23 protein-coding genes and 2 pseudogenes are annotated in these 24,603 nt (G+C 71.5%); 11 read left to right on the top strand and 14 right to left on the bottom strand.

Annotated features, from left to right (window positions below):
* Positions 1–329: 329 nt before the first annotated feature.
* Positions 330–971 carry a DNA-3-methyladenine glycosylase gene (locus ACFY2B_RS30095; RefSeq protein WP_390766211.1) on the bottom strand — a complete coding sequence of 214 codons (642 nt, stop codon included), beginning with the start codon at positions 969–971 and terminating at the stop codon, positions 330–332.
* Between the two features lie 137 nt (positions 972–1,108).
* On the opposite strand from ACFY2B_RS30095, the gene ACFY2B_RS30090 reads away from it, so the two are divergent.
* From ACFY2B_RS30090 to ACFY2B_RS30080, 3 genes are all read left to right on the top strand, one after another.
* On the top strand, positions 1,109–1,891 hold the full coding sequence (locus ACFY2B_RS30090) for a sporulation protein (protein WP_390766210.1): 783 nt from the start codon (positions 1,109–1,111) through the stop codon (positions 1,889–1,891).
* A 40-nt stretch (positions 1,892–1,931) separates the two neighbouring features.
* On the top strand, positions 1,932–2,471 hold the full coding sequence (locus tag ACFY2B_RS30085; RefSeq protein ID WP_390766209.1) for a YbhB/YbcL family Raf kinase inhibitor-like protein: 540 nt from the start codon (positions 1,932–1,934) through the stop codon (positions 2,469–2,471).
* A 168-nt stretch (positions 2,472–2,639) separates the two neighbouring features.
* On the top strand, positions 2,640–3,146 hold the full coding sequence (locus ACFY2B_RS30080) for an HNH endonuclease (protein WP_390766208.1): 507 nt from the start codon (positions 2,640–2,642) through the stop codon (positions 3,144–3,146).
* Positions 3,147–3,287: 141 nt separating this feature from the next.
* Here the strand turns inward: ACFY2B_RS30080 and ACFY2B_RS30075 are convergent, their stop codons facing one another.
* The 3 genes from ACFY2B_RS30075 to ACFY2B_RS30065 all read right to left on the bottom strand — a co-directional run bounded on the left by ACFY2B_RS30075 (position 3,288) and on the right by ACFY2B_RS30065 (position 5,650).
* Complete coding sequence (locus ACFY2B_RS30075; RefSeq protein ID WP_390766207.1) at positions 3,288–4,241, bottom strand: SPFH domain-containing protein; 954 nt, start codon at positions 4,239–4,241, stop codon at positions 3,288–3,290.
* Between the two features lie 130 nt (positions 4,242–4,371).
* A complete protein-coding gene (locus ACFY2B_RS30070) occupies positions 4,372–4,803 on the bottom strand; it encodes an NfeD family protein (RefSeq protein ID WP_376531912.1) in 432 nt (143 codons plus the stop codon).
* A gap of 49 nt (positions 4,804–4,852) precedes the next feature.
* Entirely contained in the window at positions 4,853–5,650 is a 798-nt protein-coding gene (locus ACFY2B_RS30065; protein WP_390766206.1) for an ABC transporter ATP-binding protein, read from the bottom strand.
* Between the two features lie 153 nt (positions 5,651–5,803).
* Here ACFY2B_RS30065 and ACFY2B_RS30060 point away from each other — a divergent pair, with 153 nt between their 5' ends.
* The gene (locus ACFY2B_RS30060; RefSeq protein WP_390766205.1) at positions 5,804–6,592 is read left to right on the top strand and encodes a hypothetical protein; all 789 of its coding nucleotides are present in this window, start codon (positions 5,804–5,806) and stop codon (positions 6,590–6,592) included.
* A gap of 369 nt (positions 6,593–6,961) precedes the next feature.
* Here the strand turns inward: ACFY2B_RS30060 and ACFY2B_RS30055 are convergent, their stop codons facing one another.
* From ACFY2B_RS30055 to ACFY2B_RS30040, 4 genes are all read right to left on the bottom strand, one after another.
* Positions 6,962–7,201 (bottom strand): chaplin, encoded by a 240-nt coding sequence (locus ACFY2B_RS30055; protein WP_390766204.1) that lies wholly within the window; start codon positions 7,199–7,201, stop codon positions 6,962–6,964.
* A 187-nt stretch (positions 7,202–7,388) separates the two neighbouring features.
* A complete protein-coding gene (gene chpE, locus ACFY2B_RS30050) occupies positions 7,389–7,634 on the bottom strand; it encodes a chaplin ChpE (protein WP_376531904.1) in 246 nt (81 codons plus the stop codon).
* A gap of 170 nt (positions 7,635–7,804) precedes the next feature.
* Positions 7,805–8,446, bottom strand: a complete 642-nt coding sequence (locus ACFY2B_RS30045) for a response regulator (RefSeq protein ID WP_390766203.1) — start codon at positions 8,444–8,446, stop codon at positions 7,805–7,807.
* Positions 8,439–9,608 carry a GAF domain-containing sensor histidine kinase gene (locus ACFY2B_RS30040; RefSeq protein WP_390766202.1) on the bottom strand — a complete coding sequence of 390 codons (1,170 nt, stop codon included), beginning with the start codon at positions 9,606–9,608 and terminating at the stop codon, positions 8,439–8,441. The genes ACFY2B_RS30045 and ACFY2B_RS30040 overlap by 8 nt, the downstream gene beginning before the upstream one ends.
* A gap of 229 nt (positions 9,609–9,837) precedes the next feature.
* Between ACFY2B_RS30040 and ACFY2B_RS30035 the strand changes: the two are divergent.
* From ACFY2B_RS30035 to ACFY2B_RS30020, 4 genes and pseudogenes are all read left to right on the top strand, one after another.
* Positions 9,838–10,430, top strand: a pseudogene (locus ACFY2B_RS30035) (SDR family NAD(P)-dependent oxidoreductase); the annotation flags it as partial.
* Between the two features lie 6 nt (positions 10,431–10,436).
* A pseudogene (locus ACFY2B_RS30030) lies at positions 10,437–10,688 on the top strand (short-chain dehydrogenase); the annotation flags it as partial.
* On the top strand, positions 10,688–11,917 hold the full coding sequence (locus ACFY2B_RS30025; protein WP_390766201.1) for an S-adenosylmethionine:tRNA ribosyltransferase-isomerase: 1,230 nt from the start codon (positions 10,688–10,690) through the stop codon (positions 11,915–11,917). The pseudogene ACFY2B_RS30030 and the gene ACFY2B_RS30025, both read left to right, overlap by 1 nt.
* A gap of 303 nt (positions 11,918–12,220) precedes the next feature.
* Complete coding sequence (locus ACFY2B_RS30020) at positions 12,221–12,940, top strand: transglycosylase SLT domain-containing protein (RefSeq protein WP_390766200.1); 720 nt, start codon at positions 12,221–12,223, stop codon at positions 12,938–12,940.
* An 89-nt stretch (positions 12,941–13,029) separates the two neighbouring features.
* Here the strand turns inward: ACFY2B_RS30020 and ACFY2B_RS30015 are convergent, their stop codons facing one another.
* Positions 13,030–15,510, bottom strand: a complete 2,481-nt coding sequence (locus ACFY2B_RS30015) for an FHA domain-containing protein (protein WP_390766199.1) — start codon at positions 15,508–15,510, stop codon at positions 13,030–13,032.
* Positions 15,511–15,747: 237 nt separating this feature from the next.
* Here ACFY2B_RS30015 and ACFY2B_RS30010 point away from each other — a divergent pair, with 237 nt between their 5' ends.
* Together ACFY2B_RS30010 and serB are read left to right on the top strand one after the other, a co-directional pair.
* Complete coding sequence (locus tag ACFY2B_RS30010) at positions 15,748–17,832, top strand: streptophobe family protein (protein ID WP_390766198.1); 2,085 nt, start codon at positions 15,748–15,750, stop codon at positions 17,830–17,832.
* A 710-nt stretch (positions 17,833–18,542) separates the two neighbouring features.
* Positions 18,543–19,778 (top strand): phosphoserine phosphatase SerB, encoded by a 1,236-nt coding sequence (serB, locus tag ACFY2B_RS30005; RefSeq protein WP_390766197.1) that lies wholly within the window; start codon positions 18,543–18,545, stop codon positions 19,776–19,778.
* A 204-nt stretch (positions 19,779–19,982) separates the two neighbouring features.
* On the opposite strand, the gene ACFY2B_RS30000 is transcribed toward serB, so the two are convergent.
* The 4 genes from ACFY2B_RS30000 to ACFY2B_RS29985 all read right to left on the bottom strand — a co-directional run bounded on the left by ACFY2B_RS30000 (position 19,983) and on the right by ACFY2B_RS29985 (position 22,779).
* Positions 19,983–20,501: a SixA phosphatase family protein gene (locus ACFY2B_RS30000; protein ID WP_390766196.1), complete on the bottom strand. Its 519-nt coding sequence runs from the start codon at positions 20,499–20,501 to the stop codon at positions 19,983–19,985.
* 77 nt (positions 20,502–20,578) lie between these two features.
* The gene (locus tag ACFY2B_RS29995) at positions 20,579–20,785 is read right to left on the bottom strand and encodes a hypothetical protein (protein WP_390766195.1); all 207 of its coding nucleotides are present in this window, start codon (positions 20,783–20,785) and stop codon (positions 20,579–20,581) included.
* A gap of 168 nt (positions 20,786–20,953) precedes the next feature.
* Positions 20,954–21,070: an SGM_5486 family transporter-associated protein gene (locus ACFY2B_RS29990; RefSeq protein WP_376531882.1), complete on the bottom strand. Its 117-nt coding sequence runs from the start codon at positions 21,068–21,070 to the stop codon at positions 20,954–20,956.
* Between the two features lie 317 nt (positions 21,071–21,387).
* A complete protein-coding gene (locus tag ACFY2B_RS29985; RefSeq protein WP_390766194.1) occupies positions 21,388–22,779 on the bottom strand; it encodes a CynX/NimT family MFS transporter in 1,392 nt (463 codons plus the stop codon).
* A gap of 82 nt (positions 22,780–22,861) precedes the next feature.
* Here ACFY2B_RS29985 and ACFY2B_RS29980 point away from each other — a divergent pair, with 82 nt between their 5' ends.
* Positions 22,862–23,554, top strand: a complete 693-nt coding sequence (locus ACFY2B_RS29980) for a FadR/GntR family transcriptional regulator (protein ID WP_390766193.1) — start codon at positions 22,862–22,864, stop codon at positions 23,552–23,554.
* Between the two features lie 276 nt (positions 23,555–23,830).
* Here ACFY2B_RS29980 and fabI read toward each other — a convergent pair whose 3' ends face one another.
* Positions 23,831–24,598: an enoyl-ACP reductase FabI gene (gene fabI / locus ACFY2B_RS29975; RefSeq protein ID WP_390766192.1), complete on the bottom strand. Its 768-nt coding sequence runs from the start codon at positions 24,596–24,598 to the stop codon at positions 23,831–23,833.
* Positions 24,599–24,603: the final 5 nt, after the last annotated feature.

Below are 24,603 nucleotides of genomic sequence, written 5' to 3'. Positions count from 1 at the left end.
GCTGTTGAGTTCTCAAGGAACGGACGCTTCCTTCGTACTCACCCTCTCGGGCTTTCCTCCGGGCGCTTCCCTTCGGTGTTTCCGACTCTATCAGATCCTTTCGGATCCGATTCCCGGTCGGCGGGGCCTTTCGACGTTCACTACTTTAGCCGACTCCCTCGGTAGTTCATAATCGAGCTTTGCGAGTTCCAGAATTCGGGCATGAAGACATGCTGAATTGTCCCTCGCTGAGGGGTGTCGCAGTAGTGGGTTGACCGCTTCCGGCTGCTGGCGAATGCCGTACCCGGTTCAAGCGGCTCGGGCTACATTACGCACCCTCCAGGGACGCGTCAACTTGAGCGGCGCCTGGGGACATGGGCCCGATAAGGGCTCACCGTCGGGTCGTTGGCGATCCAGAAGCGCCACGGGTGGACGCCGCCGTCACCGGAGACCCCGGTGCGCGGGCCGTTGCGTACCTGGTCGGAGGGGACGGGAGTACCGGTCACCACTCGCAGCGGTGTCTCGCCGGAGGCGCAGGCGTCCGTGCCGTCCAGGGCACGGTCCACGCCCAGTGCCGTGGCCAGACGGGCCGGCCCTTTGGCCAGTTCTTTGTCATTTCGGGCTGACAGTCGACGTTTACGTGCCAGCTCGACGCCTTCGACGACCTCGCCGGCACGGAGCAGCACGGCACTCGCCTTCCCCACGGGGCCGCAGACGAGGTTCATGCAGTGCCACATGCCGTAGGTGAAGTAGACGTACACGTGACCGGGCGCGCCGAACATCACGTCGTTGCGGGGGGTGCGGCCGCGATAGGCGTGCGAGCCCGGGTCGTTCGGGCCGTCGTACGCCTCGACCTCCGTCAGGCGCACCGCGATCGGGCCGTCCGGAGTCGTCCGTACCAGGACGCGCCCGACAAGGTCCGGAGCCACCTCCAGCACGGGGCGGTCGAAGAAGCTCCTGGGGAGCGGCGTACGGTCCGGGGGCACGATCATGGGCTACGAGCCTAGTCCAGTCGGGTGCGCCCCAAAGGGTGGTCAAAGGATGCCCCGGTTGCCAAGGTGTGGCGCGGAACCGGCTGTGCCCGGATCGCGTTTGTAGGGATCAAGGGTCCGTTCGTAAAGGGAGAGTCATGGCGTTCAGGAAGCTGCTCGCGAGTCTGGGGGCCGGCGGGGCTTCGGTCGAGACGGTGCTCACCGAGGAAAACGTCGTGCCGGGCGGCGTCGTCCAGGGTGAGGTGCGGATTCAGGGCGGATCCGTGAACCAGGACATTCAGGGGCTGTGCGTCGGCCTGCAGGCGCAGGTCGAGGTGGAGAGCGGTGACCAGGAGTACAAGCAGAACATCGAGTTCGCCAAGGTGCGGCTCGGCGGCGCGTTCGAGCTGCAGGCCGGGGCCGTGCACGCGGTGCCGTTCGGTCTTGAGATCCCGTGGGAGACGCCGATCACGATGATCGACGGGCAGGCGCTGCGCGGGATGCACATCGGGGTGACGACCGAGCTGGAGATCGCCCGCGCGGTGGACTCGGGCGACCTCGACCCGGTCAATGTGCACCCGATGCCGGCGCAGAAGGCGATCCTGGACGCGTTCATCCAGCTGGGATTCCGTTTCAAGAACGCGGACATGGAGCGCGGTCACATCCGCGGCACGCGGCAGCAGCTGCCGTTCTACCAGGAGATCGAGTTCCACCCGCCGTCCCAGTACCACGGGCTGAACCAGGTCGAGCTGAGCTTCGTGGCCGACGGGCACGGCATGGACGTCATCCTCGAAATGGACAAGAAGGGCGGACTGTTCACCGAGGGCAGCGACACCTTCCGGTCCTTCCAGGTGGGGCTGCACGACTTCCACGGGACCGATTGGGCGGCGTATCTCAATCAGTGGCTGGCCGAGGTCGGGAGCAGGCGGAACTGGTTCTAGGCTCGGGTTCCTCAGCAGGAACGGATCAGGAGGTACCGAGGTGTCCGAGCTCAACCGGCGGCCGCTCCCCCATGACTTCCACCCGCCCGTGCCGTCGTTCACGGTGACGAGTGAGGACGTCCAGGAGGGTGTGACGCTCAAGGACGCTCAGGTCTACGCGGCCGGCAACACCTCACCGCAGCTGCGGTGGGAGGGCTTCCCGCCCGAGACCAAGAGCTTCGCCGTGACGTGCTACGACCCGGACGCGCCGACGGGCAGCGGGTTCTGGCACTGGACGGTGTTCGACATCCCGGTCTCGGTGACCGAGCTGCCCGCCGGTGCGGGCAGCGGCGACTTCGCGGGTCTGCCCGAGGGTGCGGTGCAGGTGCGCAACGACTACGGGACGAAGGACTTCGGGGGCGCCGCGCCGCCGCCCGGGGACGGCCCGCACCGGTACGTCTTCACGGTGTACGCGGTGGACCAGGAGAAGCTCGGTCCGGACTCCGACGTCTCCCCCGCCGTCGTCGGCTTCAATCTGCGGTTCCACACCACGGCGCGCGCCCAGCTCGTGGGCGAGTACGAGAATCCCGCGGAGGGCTGATCCGGCTCGCCGCCGAACAAGCCGAGCGTTCACGGAACGTTTGCCCGCTCCCGGTCCTGGAAGTGATCGGGGGCGGGCATTTTTATTGCGTTGTCCATCTCGGCGTGCCCGTCCAGAGTTGATCCACGCCCGCCGGGGGGTGGGCGGTGCGCACGGGAGGTGGGCTGGATGCGGGACACGCTGGTGCTCAACGCGAGCTTCGAGCCGCTGTCGACGGTGACGCTGAACCGAGCCGTCGTGCTGGTGCTCCAGGACAAGGCCGTGGTCGAGCAGGCCCATCCCGAACTGCGCATGCGGGGCGCCGATGTGGACGTACCTGCGCCTCGGGTGATCAGACTGTGCAGGTATGTACGGGTGCCCTTCCGGAGACAGGCGCCGTGGTCGAGGCGCGGTGTGCTGGTGCGGGACCGGCACCGCTGCGCCTACTGCGGGCGGCGGGCGACGACCGTGGACCACGTGGTGCCGCGGTCGCGGGGCGGGCAGGACACCTGGCTGAACACGGTGGCGTCGTGCGCCGAGGACAATCACCGTAAGGCCGACCGGACTCCCGAGCAGGCGGGGATGGCGCTGCTGCGGGAGCCGTTCGAGCCGACGCCGGCCGATGCGATGCTGCTGGCGCTGGGGGCCGAGGAGTTCGAGGCGCTTCCGGAGTGGCTGGCGCGGGACGCGGCCTAGCGGGCGTCCGCCGGGCTCGGGCCGTCTCGCCGCCCATCTGTTTCGCTGTCCGGCCGTCTGCCGGTCGTGTGGGGCCGAACGCAAGGTTCCCCGCGCCCTTCGAGGGGTGCGGGGAACCTTGCGTTGTCGTGGCTGCGGGCGTCAGTCGATCTGGGGCTTCTCCCGGCGCTCCGTCTTCCCGCCGTTGCCCGACGAGCCGCCGCCTCCCGGACCGCCCGCCAGCGGGCCGAAGTTGCCGACGGCGCCGGACAGGCCCTTGAGGGCGTCGCCGATCTCGCTGGGGACGATCCAGAGCTTGTTCGCGTCGCCCTCGGCGATCTTCGGGAGCATCTGGAGGTACTGGTAGGACAGGAGCTTCTGGTCCGGGTCGCCGGCGTGGATCGCCTCGAACACGGTGCGGACGGCCTGGGCCTCACCTTCGGCACGCAGGGCAGCGGCCTTGGCCTCGCCTTCCGCACGCAGGATCTGGGACTGTTTCTCACCCTCGGCGGTGAGGATGGCGGCCTGGCGGGTGCCTTCCGCGGTGAGGATCGCCGCGCGCTTGTCACGGTCGGCGCGCATCTGCTTCTCCATCGAGTCCTGGATGGAGGTCGGCGGCTCGATGGCCTTCAGTTCGACGCGGTTGACGCGGATGCCCCACTTGCCGGTGGCCTCGTCGAGGACGCCGCGCAGGGCCGCGTTGATCTCCTCGCGGGAGGTCAGGGTGCGTTCCAGGTCCATGCCACCGATGATGTTGCGCAGCGTGGTGACGGTGAGCTGTTCGATGGCCTGGATGTAGCTGGCGACCTCGTAGGTGGCGGCCCGTGCGTCGGTCACCTGGTAGTAGATGACGGTGTCGATGTTCACGACCAGGTTGTCCTGGGTGATCACCGGCTGCGGCGGGAACGGGACGACCTGTTCACGCAGGTCGATGCGGTTGCGAATGGTGTCGATGAACGGGACGACGATGTTGAGGCCCGCGTTCAGCGTTCGTGTGTAGCGGCCGAAGCGCTCGACGATGGCCGCGCTGGCCTGTGGGATGACTTGGATCGTCTTGATCAGGGCGATGAAGACCAACACCACCAGAATGATCAAGACGATGATGACCGGTTCCATCGTCGCTTCCTGTACCCTTCTCCGCCTCGGCGCTTTCGGAAGATCTTATGTTGTTGAAGATCTTGCTGGTCGAGTCTGGCAGACTGCCGGACAACTCGTGGCCTGTTCCATGCAGTTGGGTGCCGCAAGGTCAGATGACGATCGCCGTGGCCCCCTCGATCTCCACGACGTCCACTTCCTGCCCCACTTCGTACGCCTGGCCGGCGTCGAGCGCGCGCGCCGACCAGATCTCTCCGGCGAGCTTGATCCGTCCGCCGGCGCCGTCGACGCGTTCCAGTACGACGGCCTGCTTGCCCTTCAAGGCGTCCACGCCGGTGCGGAGTTCGGGGCGCTGCCGGCTGTGCCGGGCCGCGATGGGCCGTACGACGGCGATGAGGGCGACCGAGACGATGAGGAAGGCGAGCACCTGGATCACGACGTCGAAGCCGAGGCCGGCGAGCACCGCCGCGGCGATGGCGCCCACCGCGAGCATGCCGAACTCCGGCATCGCGGTGATCACGAGCGGGATACCGAGCGCCGCCGCCCCGATCAGCCACCAGACCCATGCGTCGATGTTGTCCACGTGGTCATGGTAGAGCCGCGCTCCTGCCACGGACAGGGTGCAAAGGGGGTCAGGACAGCGGCAGGCCCTGGGCGGTCCAGCGCTCGCCGACCTGCTCGACGACGAGCGGGAGGCCGAAGCAGCGGGAAAGGTTGCGGGAGGTCAGTTCCAGCTCCAGCGGTCCGGCGGCCAGGACCTTGCCCTGGCGGATCATGAGGACGTGGGTGAAGCCGGGGGCGATCTCCTCGACGTGGTGGGTGACCATGATCATGGAGGGGGCGATGGGGTCGCGGGCGAGCCGGCCGAGGCGGCGGACCAGGTCCTCGCGCCCGCCGAGGTCGAGTCCCGCGGCGGGCTCGTCGAGGAGGAGGAGTTCGGGGTCGGTCATCAGGGCGCGGGCGATCAGGGTGCGCTTGCGCTCGCCCTCGGAGAGCGTGCCGAACTTCCGGTCGAGGTAGTCGCTCATGCCGAGGCGGTCCAGGAAGGCGCGGGCGCGCTGCTCGTCGACCTCCTCGTAGTCCTCCTGCCAGTGGGCCGTCATGCCGTAGGCGGCGGTCAGCACGGTCTGCAGGACGGTCTGGCGCTTGGGGAGCTTCTCGGTCATGGCGACGCCGGCCACACCGACGCGCGGGCGCAGTTCGAAGACGTCCGTGCCGGGCTTGCCGAGGGTCTCGCCGAGGATGCTCGCGGTGCCGCTGCTGGGGAAGAGGTAGCTGGAGGCGACGTTCAGCAGGGTGGTCTTGCCGGCGCCGTTGGGGCCGAGGATGACCCAGCGCTCGCCCTCCTTGACCGACCAGGAGACCTGGTCCAGCAGGGCCCGGCCCTCACGGACCACCGATACGTCCTGAAGTTCCAGAACATCGCTCATGAGCGCGTAGTCTCCCCTTGCATCGTGGCCGGTCTCGGCGCTGTCGCGGTCACCAGTGGCTCGGTCCGCCGCGCCGGTGGGCGCAGCCCCTACGAAAATCTACGCCACCGGTGCCGCGGTCCATTCCATCGGTCCTGTCCTTAGGGTGGGGGCATGCTCTCGGAACCACGTTCAGGACGCCTTACCGCTTGGGGAAATGCCCTTTTGGCCGGACTTGTCGCGCCGGATGACGCTGTGGACGCCATCGTGGGCAAGGACGCGGTGCACCGGCTGGAGGGGCTGCCGGGCGAGCCGGCGCCGGTCGGCCTCACGCTCGGGCTGGGGCGGCTGCGGACGCTGGGGGCGACGGGCCTGCGGGTGGCCCTGCCACAGCCCGGGCATCCACTGGGGCTGAGCGGGCCGCCCGAGTTCAACGCGCGGGCGCTGGAGGCCGAGGAGGCGGTGGTGTGTCAGGGCGCCGCGTTCGGGCTGGTGCCCGAGGTGTACGAGGCGGGGCCGGACGGCGATGTCCATGTCGAGGTGATCTGGCGCTGTCTGCCGGTGCGGGAGGCACCGCCCGCCGACGTGCCGTCGCTGGGCGAGGCGGAGCGGGAGCTCGCGGAGGCGCTGCGGGAGGCGACGGACGTGCTGTCCCGGCTGGACGTCGCCGGTTCGGGCCCGGTGGCCGAGGCGGCGATCGACGCCTACCGGGCGCGTGCCGAGCGGGGGCATGAGGTGCTGGCGCCGGGGTACCCGCCGCGGGCGGTACGGGTGCTGGAACTGGCGGAGCGGGTGGCTCTGCTGGTGTCGCTGGCCTGTGAGAATGGACACGGCGGGGCGGTCAGCGCGTCGGAGATGACGGCACGGGGCGACGCGCTGCGTCCGGTGGCGCGGACGGCCCGGCGCGCGCAGGTCGCGGCGTACAACTCCGTTGTGGAGGAGCGGGAGCGAGGGGTGCGGTAGCGCGGGGAGCGCCGGGCGGGGAGAACCATGGGCGAGGGGTGCGGCCCACGGTGACCGGTGGTCGCACCCGGCCGCTGCGGGCCGCATCCGCGGGGCTCCTGCCCGGTGCGGCGGGCGTTCTGCCTGGTGGGCCGGTCCGACTGATCAACTGGTTCGGCTGGTCCGCCTGATCGGCTGTTTCGCCCCGGCCGCTCCGCCCGTCCGTTTCGTTCGGCGGTACGTCCGGCTGGCTGGGCCAGCCGGACGGTCCGCGGACGGCGGTCGGCTGCGGCCGGGCGGCCGTCCGTTGTGTGCGGTCCGGTCGACGGGCCCCGCTCGCGGCCGTCGTCGGCCGGCGGGGCCCTGGTCGGTCCGCTCGGTTCAGTCCGTTCAGTCGTTCTCGGCCTCGTTGCCGAACGCCGGGTTCAGCAGACCGACCACGTTGACGCTGTCACCGACCGCGTTCACCGGGACGTGCACGGGGATCTCGGCCACGTTGCCCGAGGCGACACCCGGGGAGTGCGCGGCAACGCCCGAGGCGTCCGAGTCGGCGAAGGCCGCGACCGCCGAAGCGCCCGTGGCGATACCGGCGACGGCCATGGCTACGGCGGCCTTCTTGGCGATGTTCATAGAAAACTTTCCTCCTGCGTGTGCGTATCCGACCCGGCGTGGGTCGCGTTCTGATCAACGCCGGAGGGGTCCGGGCGGTACGGAACGGCACGATCGACAGCCTGATCGGACCATTGGAACGAAAAGCGGACCGGCCTCCCGGGGGTTCCCGGAAGGCCGGAGACCGCTGTCGCCGTACGGCGGAGCGTCAGTGGTTGAGGCCGAGGTTGCCGAAGGCGGGGTTCAGCACACCGATGACGTTCACACTGTTGCCGACCGCGTTCACCGGGATGTGCACGGGGGCCTGGATGACGTTCCCGGAGACGACGCCCGGGGAGTGCTCGGCCTTGCCGCCGGCCGCCGAGCCGTCGGTGGCGGAGGCCATCCCGGCGCCGGCGGCCACCAGGCCACCCGCCACCATCGTCACGGCCGCTGCCTTCTTCAGGTTCTTCACTTCTAAAGCCCTCCTTGGCGATCGCCGCGGCAAGTCGCCGCGGCATGCAAGGAGAACGCCGGAGCCGCGTCGAGGGTGCGCCATCCGGGTGACATTCCCACGACGGTATGAATCTCAGCCCGGAAGGGAACCTTCCGGGTTACCGGGGGCCATGGGGCGTGGCAGGCGTTTCAGCCGGTCACGCCGTGTCGAACGGCCCATAGGGCGGCCTGGGTGCGGTCCGCGAGGTCCAGTTTCATCAGGATGTTCGAGACGTGTGTCTTGACGGTCTTCTCGGACAGGACCAGGGCGCGTGCGATCTCCCGGTTGGAGCGGCCGTCGGCTATCAGGCCCAGCACCTCGCGTTCCCGGTCGGTGAGCGAACCGCCGCGGCCCTGGCCGGAGTTGGCCTCCTCCTGGGAGAGCAGCGCGCCGGCCACCTCCGGCTGGAGCAGGACGTGTCCGGCGTGCACGGAGCGGATGGCGCCGGCGAGGGCGTCGGGGTCCACGTCCTTGTAGACGTATCCGGCGGCGCCGGCGCGCAGGGCCGGGACCACCGTGCGCTGCTCGGTGAAGCTGGTGACGATCAGCACGCGCGCGGGGTTGCCCAGTTCCCGGAGCCTGCGCAGCGCGTCGATGCCGTCCAGGCCCGGCATCTTGACGTCCATCAGGACGACGTCGGGGCGCAGTTCCTCGGCGCGGGCGACCCCTTCGGCGCCGTCGGCGGCCTCGCCCACGACCTCGATGTCGTCCTGCACTTCGAGGAAGGTGCGCAGGCCGCGGCGGACGACCTGGTGGTCGTCCACGAGCAGCACTCTGATTGCGTCAGCCACCGGGGACCTCCAGCTCGATCGTGGTGCCCTTGCCGGGCGCCGATTCCACCGTCAGCGTGCCGCCGACGCCGCTCGCCCGGTCGCGCATGGAGACCAGGCCCAGGTGACGCCCCGCGCGGTGCACGGATCCGGGGTCGAAGCCGCCGCCGTCGTCGGTGACGCGCAGCACGGCTCCGCAGCCGCGCCGGTCCACGGTCACGGCGACGTGCGCGCCTCCGGAGTGCCGCAGGGCGTTGTGCAGGGCCTCCTGGGCGACCCGCAGCAGGGCCTCCTCCTGCGCGGCGGGCAGGGCGCGGAAGCCGGTGCTCGCGAACGTCACGCGCGCGGTGTGGGCCCGGTCGAGGACCTGGATCTGGGTGCGCAGGGTGGCGACCAGGCCGTCCTCGTCGAGGGCCGCGGGGCGCAGCTCGACGACGGCGGCGCGCAACTCGTCGACCGCCTCCGCGGCGAGCGCGGCCACCTGTTGCAGTTCGCCCTTGGCGCGCGGCGGGTCGCGGTCGACGAGCGCGGCCGCCGCCTGGGCGGTCAGGCGCAGCGAGAAGAGCTTCTGGCTGACCGCGTCGTGCAGTTCGTGGGCGAGCCGGGAGCGTTCCTCGGCGATGGTCAGTTCGCGGCTGCGTTCGTAGAGGCGGGCGTTGGTGAGGGCGATCGCGGCGTGCTGGGCGAGGATGGCGAGCAGTTCCTCGTCCGCCTGGGTGAAACCGCGGTCCCGGTCGTACCCACCGCTGTGCGGCTGCCCTTTCTGGGGGCGCCGCTTGTTGGCGAGGAACAGCGCGCCGAGGACCTCGTCCCCGTCGCGGATCGGCAGGCCGAGGAAGTCGGACAGCTCGGGGTGGGCGGCCGGCCAGCCCTCGAAGCGCGGGTCCTTGCGGACGTCCGCGAGGCGCACCGGGGTGGCCTCGTGCAGCATCGCGGCCAGGATGCCGTGCTGGCGCGGGAGCGGGCCGATGGCTTTCCACTGGGCGTCGGTGACGCCGTCGACCACGAACTGGGCGAAGCCGCCGTGATCGTCGGGGACGCCGAGGGCGGCGTACTTCGCGTCGAGCAGTTCGCGGGCGGAGGCGACGATCGTCTTGAGGACGTCGCGCACCTCAAGATGCCTGCTCATGGCCAGCAGCGCGGAGCTGACGGCGGCGAGGCCGGACCGGGGGCCTTGACTCATGTCCTCACGGTACCGGCGGGGTGCGACAGCGTGGATCGGACCTGTGACGGCCGGGCCTACGCCGCTGGGCCTAGGCCCGCCGGGGTAGGTCGGGGGCCCGGCCGGGTGACGTAGGCCGAAGGGACCCTTTGGGCTGCGGCCCGCGTCCGAGGCGCCGGGGAGGGTGCCGTTCCTACGGTGGGAGCCGCTCGCCGGGCGGCGGCGGGCGGGACCGAGGGGACGGGTTGTCATGCCGGTAGCGATCATCACGGGCGCGTCGAAGGGGCTGGGGCGGGCGCTCGCCGGGGCGCTGGCCGCCCGCGGCTGGGATCTGGTGCTGGACGCGCGGGGTGAGGCGGACCTCGCACGGGCGGCGCGGGAGGCCGCCGCGCACGGCACGCGCGTGCAGGCCCGTCCCGGGGATGTCACGGATGCCGGGCACCGGGCCGAGCTGGTGGCTGTCGCGCGTGCCCTGGGCGGGGTCGATCTGCTGGTGAGCAATGCGAGCGCGCTGGGTGCCGAGCCGCTGGTGCGGCTGGCCGAGCTGCCCCTGGCGGGGCTGCGCCGGGCGTTGGAGGTGAACGCGGTCGCGGCGCTCGGGCTGGTCCAGGAGGCGCTGCCGCTGTTGCGGGAGTCGGCGGCGGGCGCGGTGATCGTGGTCAGTTCGGACGCGGCGGCCGAGGCGTATCCGACGTGGGGCGGCTACGGGGCCTCGAAGGCCGCGCTGGACCAGCTCGCGGCGGTACTGGGCGAGGAGGAGCCGGGGCTGCGGGTGTGGGCGGTGGATCCCGGGGACATGGCGACGGACCTGTACGCGGCGGCCGTACCGGACGACGACGGTCCGCTCCGACGTGGGGCGGCTACGGGGCCTCGAAGGCCGCGCTGGACCAGCTCGCGGCGGTACTGGGCGAGGAGGAGCCGGGGCTGCGGGTGTGGGCGGTGGATCCCGGGGACATGGCGACGGACCTGTACGCGGCGGCCGTACCGGACGACGACGGTCCGCGGCCCGCGCCGGACCAGGTGGCGCCGGCCTTCCTGCGGCTGCTGGAGCGGCGGCCGGCGAGCGGCCGGTACGGCGCGCCGGCCCTGCTGGGGGCGTGATGGGGTCCGCGCTGCGGATTCCGGACGAGCTGTCCGCACGGGTGCCGGCCGAGCAGCGCGGCCCGGGGCTGGGGCGGGACGCGGTGCGGCTCCTGGTGTCGCACGGCCGCGAGGTGGCCCATCATGCGTTCGCCGAGCTGCCGCGGCTGCTGCGGGCCGGGGACCTGCTGGTCGTGAACACGTCGCCGACGCTGGCCGCGGCGGTGGACGGGCGGATCGGGCACGCGCGCGTGGTGGTGCATTTCTCGACACGCGGGGACGACGGCCGGTGGGCGGTCGAGCTGCGGGATCCGGACGGCAGGGGCACTACGCGCGCGTGGGATCCGAGCGGGGCGCGAAGTACTCATCGGCTGGGTGGTGGGGGCGGACGGGCGGGCACGCCCGCGGGGGCGGAGGTGCGGCTGCCCGGTGGCGTCCGGCTGGTGCTGGAGGAGCCGCTGAGCGAGCGCGGGCTGCGGCTGTGGTGGGCGCGGGTGTCCGGGGCGGAGGTCACCGGGCTGCTGCGCGAGTACGGGCGGCCCATCCGTTACTCCTATACGGACCGGGACCAGCCGCTGTCGGCGTACCAGACGGTGTTCGCGTTGCCCACGCCGGACGGGACGGGCAGTGCGGAGATGCCGAGTGCGGCGCGGCCCTTCACGGCGGGCGTGGTGGCGGAGCTGGTGAGCCGGGGCGTGCTGTTCGCGCCGGTCACGCTGCACACCGGGGTGGCCTCGGCGGAGGCGCACGAGCCGCCGTACCCGGAGCGGTTCGCGGTGCCCGAGACGTCGGCGCGGCTGGTCAACGCGGTGCGGGCGGGGCGCGGGACCTTGCCTTCGCAAGGCGGTGGCGGACGGCCTGACAGTGGCGGCGGACGACCGGACGGTCACGGCGGTGGACGGCAGGACGGTCGTGGCGGCCGGGTGATCGCGGTCGGTACGACGGCGGTGCGGGCCCTGGAGTCGGCGACGGGGCTGGACGGGCTGGTGCGGGCGGCCGAGGGGTGGACGGATCTGGTGGTGACGCCCGAGCGCGGCGTGCGGGTCGTCGAGGGGCTGCTGACCGGGCTGCACGAGCCGGAGGCCTCGCACCTGCTGATACTGGAGGCGGTCGCGGGGCGGGCGGCGGTCGACCGTGGCTACGAGGCGGCGCTGAACCGCCTCTACCTGTGGCATGAGTTCGGGGACGTGCACCTCATCCTCCCGGAGGAGAACCCTCACACAGAGCATTGCTCCAGCAACTATTGGTGAGAGTAGCACCGGTTCCATGTGACGCCGCACATAGGACGCACATCACTTACGAAGGCATATAGTAGACAAATAGGACTACCCCGACAGGGAAAGATGGTCCATTCTGTCCCGATTTGCCCCTAGCCGATCCACTATCGCGAATCGTACGTCACATCTTTGCCATAGGTTTTTGCGACCGCTAAGAATGGCTGCCGTCGCTCAGCACCGCGGGTTCTTCGCCCGCGGTGTGCATGTGGAGAAGAACCGATTCCTCCGCAGAACGAGTGAGCGACCTCCCGCGCTATTCGAAGAGGTCCATCTGCCATGCCGAAGAACATCGTCATTCGCGGTCACGATCTTGCGCTGACCAAACAGCACAGGATCGCGATCGCCGGCGTCAGCGCCATCGGCGTCGCCGCCGTAGCCTTCACCGCGGTTTCTCCCAGTACGCAGACGGTCACCACCGCAACCCCCGCTTCCGCCGCCCAGGTGGCGTACAGCGACAAGCCGATCCAGGACGTCAAGGGCAGCGTCACCGACCAGCTCGCCGGCCGGAACGCCAAGCTGGACTCCGCCGCCGCGCGCCAGAAGGCCGACGCCGCCGCGCGCCAGAAGGCCGATGCCGCGGCGAAGAAGGCCGCCGCCGAGCAGCACACCGCCCAGCAGGCCGCGAGCCGTTCCGTCCAGCGCGTCCACGCCCAGCAGGCCTCCGTGCGGACCTACCGCAACAACCTCGACGGCTGGATCCGGCAGTCCCTCGACATCATGCGGGCCAAGGGCATCCCGGGCAGCTACTCCGGGCTGCACCGCAACATCATGCGGGAGTCCTCCGGCAACCCGAACGCCATCAACAACTGGGACATCAACGCCATCAACGGCGTCCCGTCGAAGGGGCTGCTCCAGGTCATCCCGCCGACCTTCAGCGCCTACCACGTCAAGGGCACGTCCTGGAACATCTACAACCCGGTCGCCAACATCACCGCCGCCGCCAACTACGCGGCCCACCGGTACGGTTCGATCGACAACGTCAACAGCGCGTACTGAGGTAGGCGCGGGCCTCATTCGTGAAACGCCGGAGGGCGGCACCCGGAGACCGGGTGCCGCCCTCGGCCCGTTTCCGGGCCCACAGGCGCCTACTTGCGCATGACCTCCGGCTCGTGCCGCCGCAGAAAGCGGGACACGAAGAAGCCGCAGATCACGCCGAGGGCGATCAGCGCGGCCATGTCCATGCCCCAGGCACTGACGGTGTGGTCCCACAACGGATCGGTCTCCCCCGCCGTCGTGGGCGGGCTGATCCGGTTGAGGTCCAGCGTGGTCCCCGCCGCGGCGACGGCCCACCGCGACGGCATCAGATACGAGAACTCGTTGACACCGACCGAGCCGTGCAGGATGAACAGGCAGCCCGTGAACACGACTTGGACGATCGCGAACATCACCAGCAGCGGCATGGTCTTCTCGGACGTCTTCACCAACGCGGAGATGATCAGGCCGAACATCATCGAGCTGAAGCCCAGCGCCATGATCGGGAGCGACAGTTCGATCATGGTGGCACTGCCGAGCAGCAGCCCCTGCCCGGGGATCACCCGGTTCACGAAGCCGATCACACCGATCATCAGGCCCTGGAGCAGGGTGATCGTCCCCAGTACGAACACCTTGGACATCAGGTACGCCGAGCGTGACAGGCCGGTCGCACGTTCCCGCTCGTAGATGACCCGTTCCTTGATCAGCTCACGGACGGAGTTCGCCGCGCCCGAGAAACAGGCGCCCACCGCGAGGATCAACAGGACCGTCGTGGCGGTGCTGTTGGGGATCAGCTCACCGGTCGGCGTGGGCGGGAACGGCAGCAGCCCCTTGCCCACGTCGATGAGCATACTCACCGCGCCGAGGACGGCCGGCAGGATCACCATCAGCGCCAGGAAGCCCCGGTCGGAGGCGATCACGGAGACGTAGCGGCGCACCAGCGTGTCGAACTGTGACAGCCAGTCCTTGGGCTTCGACGCCTTCGTCCCCCGCACCGGCGGCACCTGTGCGTCCTGCGGCGCGACCGCGTCGATGTCCGCGGCGTAGATCTGGTAGTGCTCCGAACCCTTCCAGCGTCCGGCCCAGTCGTAGTCACGGTAGTTCTCGAAGGCGGAGAAGACGTCGGCCCAGGTGTCGTAACCGAAGAAGTTCAGGGCCTCCTCGGGCGGACCGAAGTAGGCCACGGCCCCGCCCGGGGCCATCACCAGGAGCTTGTCGCACAGGGCCAGCTCGGCCACGGAGTGGGTGACGACGAGGATCGTCCGGCCGTCGTCGGCGAGACCGCGCAGCAACTGCATCACATCGCGGTCCATGCCCGGGTCCAGACCGGAGGTCGGCTCGTCCAGGAAGATCAACGACGGCTTGGTGAGCAGTTCCAGGGCCACCGACACGCGCTTGCGCTGGCCGCCGGAGAGAGCGGTGACCTTCTTGTCCTTGTGGACGTCCAGCTTCAGCTCGCGCAGCACCTCGTCGATCCGGGCCTCGCGCTCGGCCGCCGTGGTGTCGGCCGGAAAGCGCAGCTTGGCCGCGTACTTGAGGGCTTTGGCGACGCTCAGCTCCTTGTGCAGGATGTCGTCCTGCGGAACCAGACCGATGCGCTGGCGCAACTCGGCGAACTGCTTGTAGAGGTTGCGGTTGTCGTAGAGGACTTCGCCCTGGTTGGCGGGCCGGTAGCCGGTGAGCGCCTTGAGCAGGGTCGACTTTCCCGAGCCCGAGGGCCCGATGACCGCGACCAGGGACTTCTCCGGGACGCCGAAGGAGACGTCCTTGAGGATCTGCTTGCCCTTGTCGACCGTGACGGTCAGACGGCGCGCCGAGAAGGAGACCTCACCGGTGTCGACGAACTCTTCCAGGCGGTCGCCGACGACCCGGAAGGTGGAGTGGCCGACGCCGACGATGTCGTTCGGGCCGAGCAGCGCCGAACTGCCCTTGGCGATCGGCTGGCCGTTGAGGTACGTGCCGTTGTGCGAACCGAGGTCGCGGATCTCCGTGCGCCCGTCGGGCGCCGCGTGGAACTCGGCGTGTCTGCGGGAGACCTGGAGGTCGGCGACGACCAGGTCGTTCTCCAGTGCACGGCCGATGCGCATCACGCGGCCGAGCGCCAGCTGGTGGATCGTGGTGGGGCGCTCGCCGTAGACCGGCGGCTCCCCCGCGCCGGCGCCGGGGCTCTCGCCCTGCTGCCGCGGGATCGACGGCGGCCGGTCGGCCTGCTGCCGCTCCGGCGGGGGCGCCTGCCGCGCCCAGTCGGCCCCCACGCCCTGTGCCGCGTACGACTGTTGGCCGGGCTGGGTGACCACGGCCGTGGCACCGGACAGGCTCAGCAGCGGCCCGTCGGCGGCGCTGCCGAGGTGCACGGCCGAGCCCGGACCGATCTCCGTCCGCTGGATCCGCCGGCCCTCCACGAAGGTGCCGTTGGTACTGCCGTGGTCATTGATGACCCAACTGTGTCCGGTGAAACCGACCGTTGCATGCCGCCAGGACACTCTGGCGTCGTCGAACACGATGTCCACCTGCGGATCGCGTCCGAGGGTGTAGCTCTTGGACGGGTCGAGCGTCCAGGTCCGTCCGTTTGTTTCCAGTACGAGTTCCGGCACTCCATGCCCCACTGAGTTGTCCCCCGCATGTCCCCACTTCACAGGGAGTCTAGGGTTGTCGAACAGCGTGGGGAACTATTTCAGGTTCGGCCCCCTGACCGAAAGACGGGCCTTGTCACGAGCTCGTAGCAGTGCATCGATCTTTCGTTGACGGGTGTCGACGCCGCCCTGGACAGTGGTGTTCCCATACGAGGGGCATGCGCGACCGCCGGCCGCGCAGCGGATCGGGAGTCTGCCATGAGCGCTGTCACGGAAGTCAGGACCGGGCCACCAGGCACAAAGGTGCCGTGGGGAAATGTCCTGCTGTCCGCGACAGTCGCCGTGAGCTGGGCATTGATCGGGATGGCGGGCACGGCCGCGCTCGGCCTGCATCTGCTGGGGGCGGACTCGGCCGGCTCGCTCGGCCCGATGACTGCGGCGGTTGTGGCACTGGGGGCCGGTGGTTCGGTCTCCCCGTCCGGAGATCTGTCTGCTTTCGGGCTGACAGGCGCTCAGGCGCACACGGCCGTCGAGATCACGCCACTCGGCGTGGGCCTGGTGGGCGCCCTCCTGTTGTCGTGGGTCTTCCTGCGGTCGCTGCGGTCGGCCGGAGCCGTGATCGCGCCGTCCGAACTCCTCGCGCGCGCGGGCGCGGTGGTCGTGGTGTTCGTGGCACTGCTGGGCGCGCTCGCCTGGGCCGGGCACGACGTCGTCACGATCGACGGCGGTTCGCTCGGACTCGACAAACTGCCCGGCACCGGCGGGAGCGACGGGGGCATCGGCATCCCCGGTCTCGGGGATCTCGGCGGGCTCGGGGACATCGGCGGGCTCGGGGACATCGGCGGACTGCTGCCGGACCGGATAGGCGATCTGGTCGGCGCGAAGGCGGCGGTCGGTTTCACGGTGGACACGGCGCCCACCCTGCTCGGCGGGCTCGGCTGGGTCGTGGGCGTCCTGCTGATCGCGCTGCTCGTCACGCGCCGCGCCCCGCTGCCGCGTGGCTTCGAGGCCGTGCACCGGGTGGTCAGGCCGGCTGCCTCGGCCCTCGCCGGTGTACTGGTCATGGCCGTCGTCGCGGGTCTCGCGGCGGCGGTGTTCGCGGCGATCGGCGACGATCACCCCGAGCGCATCGCGGGCGCGGCGCTGCTCGGCACGCCCAACGGGGTGTGGCTGGGCGTCCCGGTCGGGCTGTTCGTACCCTTCGACGGCAAGGCGACGGGCGTCCTGACCTCGCTGCTGCCCGATCCGCTGGACCGGCTTCTCGGCGGGAGTCCCGACCAGCCCGTGACACTGTCGCGACTGGCCGACCTCGACGGCCGGGTGTGGCTGCTCGGGGTGGCGGCGGTCCTCATGATGCTGCTGGCCGGGGTACTCACGGCGGTGCGTACGCCGGTGGGGACGCGGGGCGGCACCGGGACCGCGGGAGGCGTTCGGGCGATGAGCGGCGCACGGGGTGCGGGCGGTACGGGGGCTGCGGGCAGCGCTGCGACCGCGGGCGGCACGGGCGGTACCAAGGGCGCGGGCCGCGCGGTTCCCCCGGGTGCGGCGGGTTCCGGCCCACCCGGTCCGGGGGCGCTCGGATTCGCCGGACGCTGCGCGCTGCGGCTGGGGGTGACGACCGCGCTGGCGCTGCCCCTGCTCGCCTGGCTGGCGGACATCTCCGTGGGCGGCTCGCTGTCGGTGTTGGGCTTCGACGCGTTCGGTGCCGGGATCGAGCTGCACGGACGGCTCGGCACGGCCCTGCTCCTGGGCGCCGTCTGGGGTGCGGGAGCGGGGGCGGCGGGTGCGCTGCTGGCGTGGGCGGTCGGTGCCGCCGGCCGGCGGGCGGCACCATTGGCCCTGGCTGCGGCACCGGCCGGCGGCTCGGGCGACGGCTCGCGCGGCGGCTCGGAAGACGGGTGGCCGGTGTACGGGCCGCCCGGCGAGGGCACCGGGCCCTACACGCCTCGGGCTCCCCACCGGCCGCCCAACCCCGATACCAACCCCTATCTCCAGGTGCCGGACGAACTGCGGGACCCCGGGGTCACCGGGGCACGCCGGGCCGGCGGACCGGCCGGAACGGCGCAGGACGGCACCCGGCCCGTGAACGACGCCCTGCCCTCCAGCGGAGCGCGGCCTGCGGACGGAACCCGGCCGCAGGACGGGCCACGGCCGCCCGACGACGTGTACGGCGCCGCCACCATGGTCGGGCCGGTCGACCCGCCACCGCGCCCGGGCAGTCCGCCCGGTCAGCGTCCCGGACCGCGCGCGGGGAACCGGCCGGCTGGGGCACCCGACGGCGGTCCGCCGCCCCCGCCGCCTCCGCCACCGGCGCCCCCGAGGAGGCCGGGCGGGCGTGGCTGACCCGTGCCGACCCCAGGACCGGCACGGTGGATGAAGGCGACGGCGCACGGCTGGGGCCGGTTCCCGCGCGGCGCGGTGGCCGACGGTGCCGTGCTTGCTACGGGCAGTCGTCCGCGTGGGCCGTGCCCGCGCGGACGGGGTGCCCAGGGCGGGCACCGGGCGACGGCACGGACGGCTTCCATGGCGGCGGCACGCAGTGACGTGGACCTCATGGCAGAGCGGATCCGCGCGCGGTGACGTCGGTGTCCCGGCAGGGCGGACAGCCGCCCGATGCTGTCGGCGCGACGTCAAAGCGCGGGTGCCGACGGCCCCGGCAGGGTGTCGGCTGATGATGTCGTCGGGGCGTCCGAGCATTCCGAGCAGGGGCGCCACCGACAGCAGCGGGGTGCCGCCACCGGAGAAGGCCGAGACGAGTGGGCGGGGACCGGGCGGGTCGGGACCGGGTGAGGCCAGGAGCCCGACGGCGGGCGCCCGGCGAAGACGGGTCGGACCGCACAGCGGTGTCACCGCGACGGTGTCGGTGTCGGTGTCGGTGGCTAAGGCGACGGCGACGGCGACGGTGCTGGTCAGCCGCGTGGACCGACCCTCAAGAGGATCAGGTGTGACCCGCCCGCAAAGCTTCCGACACCGACCCGACACCAACTGTTCCGTGTCCGCCAGCCGGACCTCAGGGGCAGCAGGCACGGAGTGCCGGATACGGTGGATGGACCATGAGCGCTTCGCGAACTCCCGAGGTCCCCACCCTCCTCGTCAAGATCTTCGGCAAGGACCGGCCCGGTATCACGGCCGGCCTGTTCGACACCCTTGCCGCCTTCTGCGTCGACGTGGTCGACATCGAGCAGGTCGTCACTCGTGGCCGGCTCGTGCTCTGTGTGCTCGTGACCGAGCCGGACGCCGGGCTGGAGGGCGCCCTGCGGGCCACCGTGCACAGCTGGGCCGACTCGATGAAGATGCAGGCGGAGATACTCTCCGGGCACGGCGACAACCGGCCGCGCGGCCTCGGCCGCTCCCTGGTGACCGTGCTGGGCCATCCGCTCACCGCCGAGTCGACGGCCGCCGTCGCCGCCCGGATCGCGAAGACCGGCGGCAACATCGACCGGATCTTCCGGCTCGCCAAGTACCCGGTGACCGCGGTCGAGTTCGCGGTGTCCGGTGTGGAGACCGAGCCGCTGCGCACCGCCCTGGTCTCGGACGCGGCGGTGCTCGGCGTCGACATCGCGGTCGTCGCCGCGGGCCTGCACCGGCGGGCCCAGCGGCTGGTCGTGATGGACGTCGACTCGACCCTCATCCAGGACGAGGTGATCGAACTCTTCGCCGCGCACGCCGGTTGCGAGGACCAGGTCGCCGAGGTGACGGCCGCCGCCATGCGCGGGGAACTGGACTTCGAGCAGTCGCTGCACGCGCGGGTCGCGCTGCTGGCGGGACTGGACGCCTCGGTGGTGCCCAAGGTGCGCGGCGAGGTGCGGCTGACGCCGGGCGCGCGGACCCTGATCCGCACACTGAAGCGGCTCGGCTACCAAGTCGGCGTGGTGTCGGGCGGATTCACCCAGGTCACCGACGACCTCAAGGAACGGCTGGGGCTGGACTTCGCCCATGCCAACACCCTGGAGATCGTCGACGGGAAACTGACCGGCCGGGTCATAGGTGACGTCGTCGACCGGGCGGGCAAGGCACGGCTGCTGCGCCGGTTCGCCGCCGAGGCCGGTGTCCCGCTCGCCCAGACGGTGGCGATCGGCGACGGCGCCAATGATCTGGACATGCTGAACGCGGCCGGTCTGGGCGTCGCCTTCAACGCCAAGCCGGTCGTCCGCGAGGCCGCGCACACCGCGGTGAACGTTCCCTTCCTGGACACGGTCCTGTATCTGCTGGGCATCACCCGCGAAGAGGTCGAGGCGGCGGACGCCCACGACGAGACCGACGCGGCGGACCCGCACGACGAGAGCTGACCCCCCGGACCGCCCCCCGCCCCACCACCACCCGGCGGCCATGTCCGGCGACGCGGTGGCCCCGGCGGGCCCGCCCGGGTACGGCGCGGCGCCGTCCGGACCGGCCGGGTCCGACACCGTGGCGGCGCCGGACCCTGACTGCGCCGGACCCCCGACCGTGCCGGACCCCGGCGGGCCCCGACGAGGCCGACGGAGGTCACGCGGTCACTCGGAGGGCGCCCAGTAGTCCGCCAGCGCCGCCTTCCCCGGCTCCAGGCCCTTCCACGAGCAGTCGAAGGACAGTACGGCGAAGGCCGCGGCGGGGAAGCCACGGCGCTCCATCCGCTCATGGGCGGCGCCGTCGGCGGTACCGGACAGGATCTCGGCCAGGCCGTGCACACCCGGGTTGTGGCCGATCAGGATCAGGGTCCGGATGTCGTCCGGGACCTCGTTGAGCACGGCGATGATCTCGCCGGGCGACGCCTCGTAGAGCCGCTCCTCGTAGACGGTTTTCGGCCGGTGCGGGAGTTCCTGCACGGCGAGCTTCCAGGTCTCGCGGGTGCGGACCGCGGTGGAGCACAGGGCAAGATCGAAGGAGAGGCCGTTGTCGGCCAGTCTGCGTCCGGCGACTGCGGCGTCCATGCGGCCCCGCTCGGCGAGCGGCCGCTCATGGTCGGTCACCTGTGGCCAGTCGGCTTTCGCATGCCGGAAGAGAACGATCTTACGGGGTTCTGCGACGCTCATGAGATCCAGCTTCGCATGAAACAAACCATGCGGCGCAGGGAGTTGACCGGGGGCATCCGGGCCTGCGGGCGCCCGGCCTAGCGGGCCACCAGCTGCCGCACGCGTTCGATGAGGTGGGTGACGCCCAGGTCACCGGTGGCCGCCTGGGCGTCCGAGGGGTTCAGGACCAGCACCAGCAGGAAGACGAAACCGAGCGTGGGCAGGGCCAGCGCCCACCAGGGCAGCCGGATGCCGACGCCGCCCGTGGTCGCCGGGCGGGGCCGGGTGCGCGTACGGGCCGACATGATCGCCTCCGCTGGTCTCCGAGTGGTCGGTGACCGCCTGGTGCGGTCACATCTCGAAGGTAGGCAATCCGCGGGCACCGACCCATCCGGTGATCCACCTACTTCACCCTGACACTCACCCCCTAGGGGATGGGGGGCTGGCCCCACCCCCGGGCGGCCGGGATGTGATCAGGGGGACAGGAGGGTCGCGACGATGGCGATGAGCGCGAAAATGGCGAAGAACGAGCCGAAGACGATCAGCATCTTCTTCTGGCCGTTCTGAGGGTTCGGGTCGAGCACGGGCATGCCGCCCAGTCTCGCATCCTCCGGGCGCGTCCGGGCCGCCGGGGCACCCGGAGACCGCTCCGGGCGGGTCGCGGCGGGCGGGCGGCCCCCACGCGCGTCGAGAGGGCGCCACATCCGGATCACGGGCGTGCCGCGCCCGGATCGAGAGCGAGCCGCACCAGGACGCCGTCCGGACGGGCCGGGGGACGAAGACGCAGGACGGCCCCTCGCCCGGGGCCGCCCCCCGTCCCGTCCGTCGACTCCGTCCGCTCCGCGTCCTGACCGCCGGCTCCGTCCACCGGCTCCGTCCCGCTCTCCGGGACGCGCCCGTGGATGCGTCAGCCGGCCGCCTCTTCCTCGACGGTCCGGTCGCGGCCCGCCAGTACGCCCACCGCGATCTGCGGGATCATGAGACCGGCCATGAGGGCGATGGGCAGGCCCCAGCCGCCGCTGCTCTGGTAGAGCACCCCGACCAGCAGCGGCCCGGGGATCGATATCAGGTAGCCGGTGCTCTGTGCGAACGCGGAGAGCTGCGCGACGCCCGCGCCGGTCCTGGCCCGCATGCCGACCATGGTGAGGGCCAGCGGGAAGGAACAGTTGGAGATGCCGAGCAGCAGGGCCCAGGCCCAGGCGCCGCCGGCCGGGGCCAGGTACAGGCCCGCGTAGCCGGCCAGGCCGCAGATGCCGAGCGCGAGCACGATCGGCCCCTGGCCGGGCAGCCGGGCGGCCAGCCGCGGAATCACGAAGGCCAGCGGTACGCCCATGAACATGGTGACGGCGAGGAGCAGACCCGCGGTGCTCGCGGAGACACCCGCGTCGCGGAAGATCTGCGCCATCCAGCCCATGATGATGTAGGCGGCGGTGGCCTGGAGCCCGAAGAAGACGGCGAGTGCCCAGGCCGTGCGGCTCCGGGTGATCCGCAGCTCAGGCGCCTGGTGCCGCCCGGCCACCGCGGGCTCGGGCGCCTGATGCCGCGCATCCGCCGCCGGCCCCGCTGCTCGGGGCCGTTCGTCCGCCGCGGGCCCCGAGGCCCGCCCGGGGGCGGCCTGCCGGTCCCGGACCAGCGGCAACCACGGCAGGATCGCCGCGGCGGCGAGCACCGCCCACACGCCGAGCCCGGCCCGCCAACTGCCGCCGAGCGCCCCGGTCATGGGCACGGTGACCGCCGCGGCCAGCGCGGTGCCGAGGGCGAGGGCCATCGAGTACAGGCCGGTCATGGAGCCCACCCGGTCCGGGAACCAGCGCTTGACGATGACCGGCATGAGGACGTTGCTGACCGCGATGCCCATCAGCGCCAGGGCACTCGCGGCGAGGAACCCGGCGGTGCCCCCGGCGAACGGCCGGACGGCCAGGCCCGCGGTGATGGCGGCCATGCCGGCGCACACCACCGCGCCCGGGCCGAAGCGGCGGGCGAGCCGGGGGGCCATGACGCCGAAGACGGCGAAGCAGAACGGCGGTACGGAGGTGAGCAGCCCGGCCACGCTGCCGCTCATGCCGAGGCTGTCGCGGACCTCCTCCAGGAGCGCGCCGAGGCTGGTGATGGCCGGACGGAGGTTGAGCGCGGCGAGGACGATGCCGACGACGACCAGGCGCATCGCCCACGCGCGTGTGCCGTCCGCCGGGGGTGCGGAGGTGGCGGCACCCGCCCCGGGGCGGGTGCCGCCCGGGGCGGGCGGCGCGTCCGTCTGCCGCTTCGTCGTGTCGGTCGGCCGGGTTTCCTTGCTCGCCATGAATCTCATCATAGAATGATGGGATGATTGGCTGTCCATTCCCGGGGCCCCGCCGCCCGGGCCCGGCGTGCGAAGGTGTGCCATGCCCCTGAGCCATCCCCGTCGCTCGGCGCTGTCCGAGCAGGTCATCGCCGAGCTGCGGAACCAGATCGCCTCCGGCGAGTGGCCGGTCGGCTCCCGCATCCCGACGGAACCGGAGCTGGTCGAGCAGCTCGGTGTCGCCCGCAACACGGTCCGTGAGGCCGTCCGCGCGCTCGCCCACAACGGCCTGCTGGACATCCGCCAGGGTTCCGGCACCTTCGTCGTGGCGACCAGCGAGCTGGCCGGCGTGATGCACCGGCGCTTCGCCGACGCCGATCCGCGGCACATCGCCGAGCTGCGTGCCACGTTGGAGTCGTCCGCGGCGAGGCTGGCCGCCGAGCGGCGCACCGAGAAGGATCTGAAGCAGTTGGAGGCCATCCTCGTGCGGCGCGAGGAGGTCTGGGAGTCGGGTGACGCGGAGGCGTTCGTGACCGCGGACGCCACCTTTCACCTGGCCGTGGTGGCGGCCTCGCACAACGACGTCATGACCGCCATGTACGCCGACCTGGGCGAGGTGCTGCGGGACTGGCTGCGCGCGGACGTGGGCACCGGTCTGACGCCCGAGACGTACATGGACCACGCCCGGCTGGTCGACGCGATCCGCGCGGGCGACGCGGAGACGGCCGGGGCGGAGGCCGCGAGCTACCCGTTCCTGTGCCGTCCGGGCCGGCTCGGCCTGCCCTCTCCCGGCTGAAGGACGGGGAACACCACCGCGGGAACCGGCTGACGGCCGACCGTACGGCGCTGCGCCCGATCAGGGTGATCGGCCAGGGCGTCGTCCGCACGCGCGCGTGCGGGCACGACGCCTCCGTCCGGGCCCGGACCGGCGGGCTGAGTGGGCCGAACGGATGGTTCCCGACCGGCGGGGGCCCGCATGCGGTCCCGAACGGGCCGAGGCCCGTACCCCTGCGGGTACGGGCCTCGGTCCACGGCCGGACGGACGGGCAGGCGGCCGGTGGCCGGTCCGCGGTCAGGCGCCGACGGCGTGCAGACCGCCGTCGACATGGATGATCTCGCCGGTGGTCTTCGGGAACCAGTCGCTCAGCAGGGCGACGATGCCCTTGCCGGCCGGCTCGGGGTCGGCCAGGTTCCACTCCAGCGGGGAGCGGTTGTCCCAGATGGAGGCCAGGCCGTCGAAGCCCGGAATGGACTTGGCGGCCATGGAGGCGAGCGGGCCCGCGGAGATCAGGTTGCAGCGGATGTTCTGCTTGCCCAGGTCACGCGCCATGTAGCGGCTGGTGGCCTCCAGAGCGGCCTTGGCCGGGCCCATCCAGTCGTACTGCGGCCAGGCGAACTGGGCGTCGAAGGTGAGGCCCACGACCGAGCCGCCGTTCTGCATCAGCGGCAGGCAGGCCATGGTGAGCGACTTCAGGGAGAACGCCGAGACGTGCATGGCCGTGGCGACCGACTCGAACGGGGTGTTCAGGAAGTTGCCGCCCATGGCGTCCTGCGGCGCGAAGCCGATGGAGTGCACGACACCGTCGAGGCCGCCCAGCTCCTCCCCGACGACGTCGGCCAGCCGGGCCAGGTGCTCGTCGTTGGTCACGTCCAGCTCGATGACCTTGGTGGGCTTGGGCAGCTTCTTGGCGATGCGCTCGGTCAGCGTCGGCCGCGGGAAGGCGGTCAGGATGATCTCCGCGCCCTGCTCCTGGGCCAGCTTGGCCGCGTGGAAGGCGATGGAGGACTCCAGCAGCACACCGGTGATCAGGACGCGCTTGCCGTCGAGGATTCCGCTCATGGTGA

The sequence above is a fragment of the Streptomyces sp. NPDC001270 genome, assembly GCF_042896695.1.
Taxonomy (GTDB): Bacteria; Actinomycetota; Actinomycetes; order Streptomycetales; family Streptomycetaceae; genus Streptomyces.
Note: the sequence above shows the minus strand (reverse complement) of the source record. Positions and strands in the feature narration are given on the sequence as shown.

Bases quoted from the DNA above. Each gene is read 5' to 3' on its own strand.
- ACFY2B_RS30090 (WP_390766210.1), top strand. From the start codon at position 1,109: ATGGCGTTCAGGAAGCTGCTCGCGAGTCTGGGGGCCGGCGGGGCTTCG.
- ACFY2B_RS30020 (WP_390766200.1), top strand. From the start codon at position 12,221: ATGCCGAAGAACATCGTCATTCGCGGTCACGATCTTGCGCTGACCAAA.
- ACFY2B_RS29980 (WP_390766193.1), top strand. From the start codon at position 22,862: ATGCCCCTGAGCCATCCCCGTCGCTCGGCGCTGTCCGAGCAGGTCATC.
- ACFY2B_RS30010 (WP_390766198.1), top strand. From the start codon at position 15,748: ATGAGCGCTGTCACGGAAGTCAGGACCGGGCCACCAGGCACAAAGGTG.
- ACFY2B_RS30025 (WP_390766201.1), top strand. From the start codon at position 10,688: ATGGGGTCCGCGCTGCGGATTCCGGACGAGCTGTCCGCACGGGTGCCG.
- ACFY2B_RS30055 (WP_390766204.1), bottom strand. From the start codon at position 7,201: ATGAACATCGCCAAGAAGGCCGCCGTAGCCATGGCCGTCGCCGGTATC.
- ACFY2B_RS29995 (WP_390766195.1), bottom strand. From the start codon at position 20,785: ATGTCGGCCCGTACGCGCACCCGGCCCCGCCCGGCGACCACGGGCGGC.
- ACFY2B_RS30075 (WP_390766207.1), bottom strand. From the start codon at position 4,241: ATGGAACCGGTCATCATCGTCTTGATCATTCTGGTGGTGTTGGTCTTC.
- ACFY2B_RS30095 (WP_390766211.1), bottom strand. From the start codon at position 971: ATGATCGTGCCCCCGGACCGTACGCCGCTCCCCAGGAGCTTCTTCGAC.
- ACFY2B_RS29990 (WP_376531882.1), bottom strand. From the start codon at position 21,070: ATGCCCGTGCTCGACCCGAACCCTCAGAACGGCCAGAAGAAGATGCTG.
- ACFY2B_RS30065 (WP_390766206.1), bottom strand. From the start codon at position 5,650: ATGAGCGATGTTCTGGAACTTCAGGACGTATCGGTGGTCCGTGAGGGC.
- ACFY2B_RS30000 (WP_390766196.1), bottom strand. From the start codon at position 20,501: ATGAGCGTCGCAGAACCCCGTAAGATCGTTCTCTTCCGGCATGCGAAA.
- ACFY2B_RS30080 (WP_390766208.1), top strand. From the start codon at position 2,640: ATGCGGGACACGCTGGTGCTCAACGCGAGCTTCGAGCCGCTGTCGACG.
- serB (WP_390766197.1), top strand. From the start codon at position 18,543: ATGAGCGCTTCGCGAACTCCCGAGGTCCCCACCCTCCTCGTCAAGATC.
- ACFY2B_RS30040 (WP_390766202.1), bottom strand. From the start codon at position 9,608: ATGAGTCAAGGCCCCCGGTCCGGCCTCGCCGCCGTCAGCTCCGCGCTG.
- ACFY2B_RS29985 (WP_390766194.1), bottom strand. From the start codon at position 22,779: ATGGCGAGCAAGGAAACCCGGCCGACCGACACGACGAAGCGGCAGACG.
- ACFY2B_RS30060 (WP_390766205.1), top strand. From the start codon at position 5,804: ATGCTCTCGGAACCACGTTCAGGACGCCTTACCGCTTGGGGAAATGCC.
- fabI (WP_390766192.1), bottom strand. From the start codon at position 24,598: ATGAGCGGAATCCTCGACGGCAAGCGCGTCCTGATCACCGGTGTGCTG.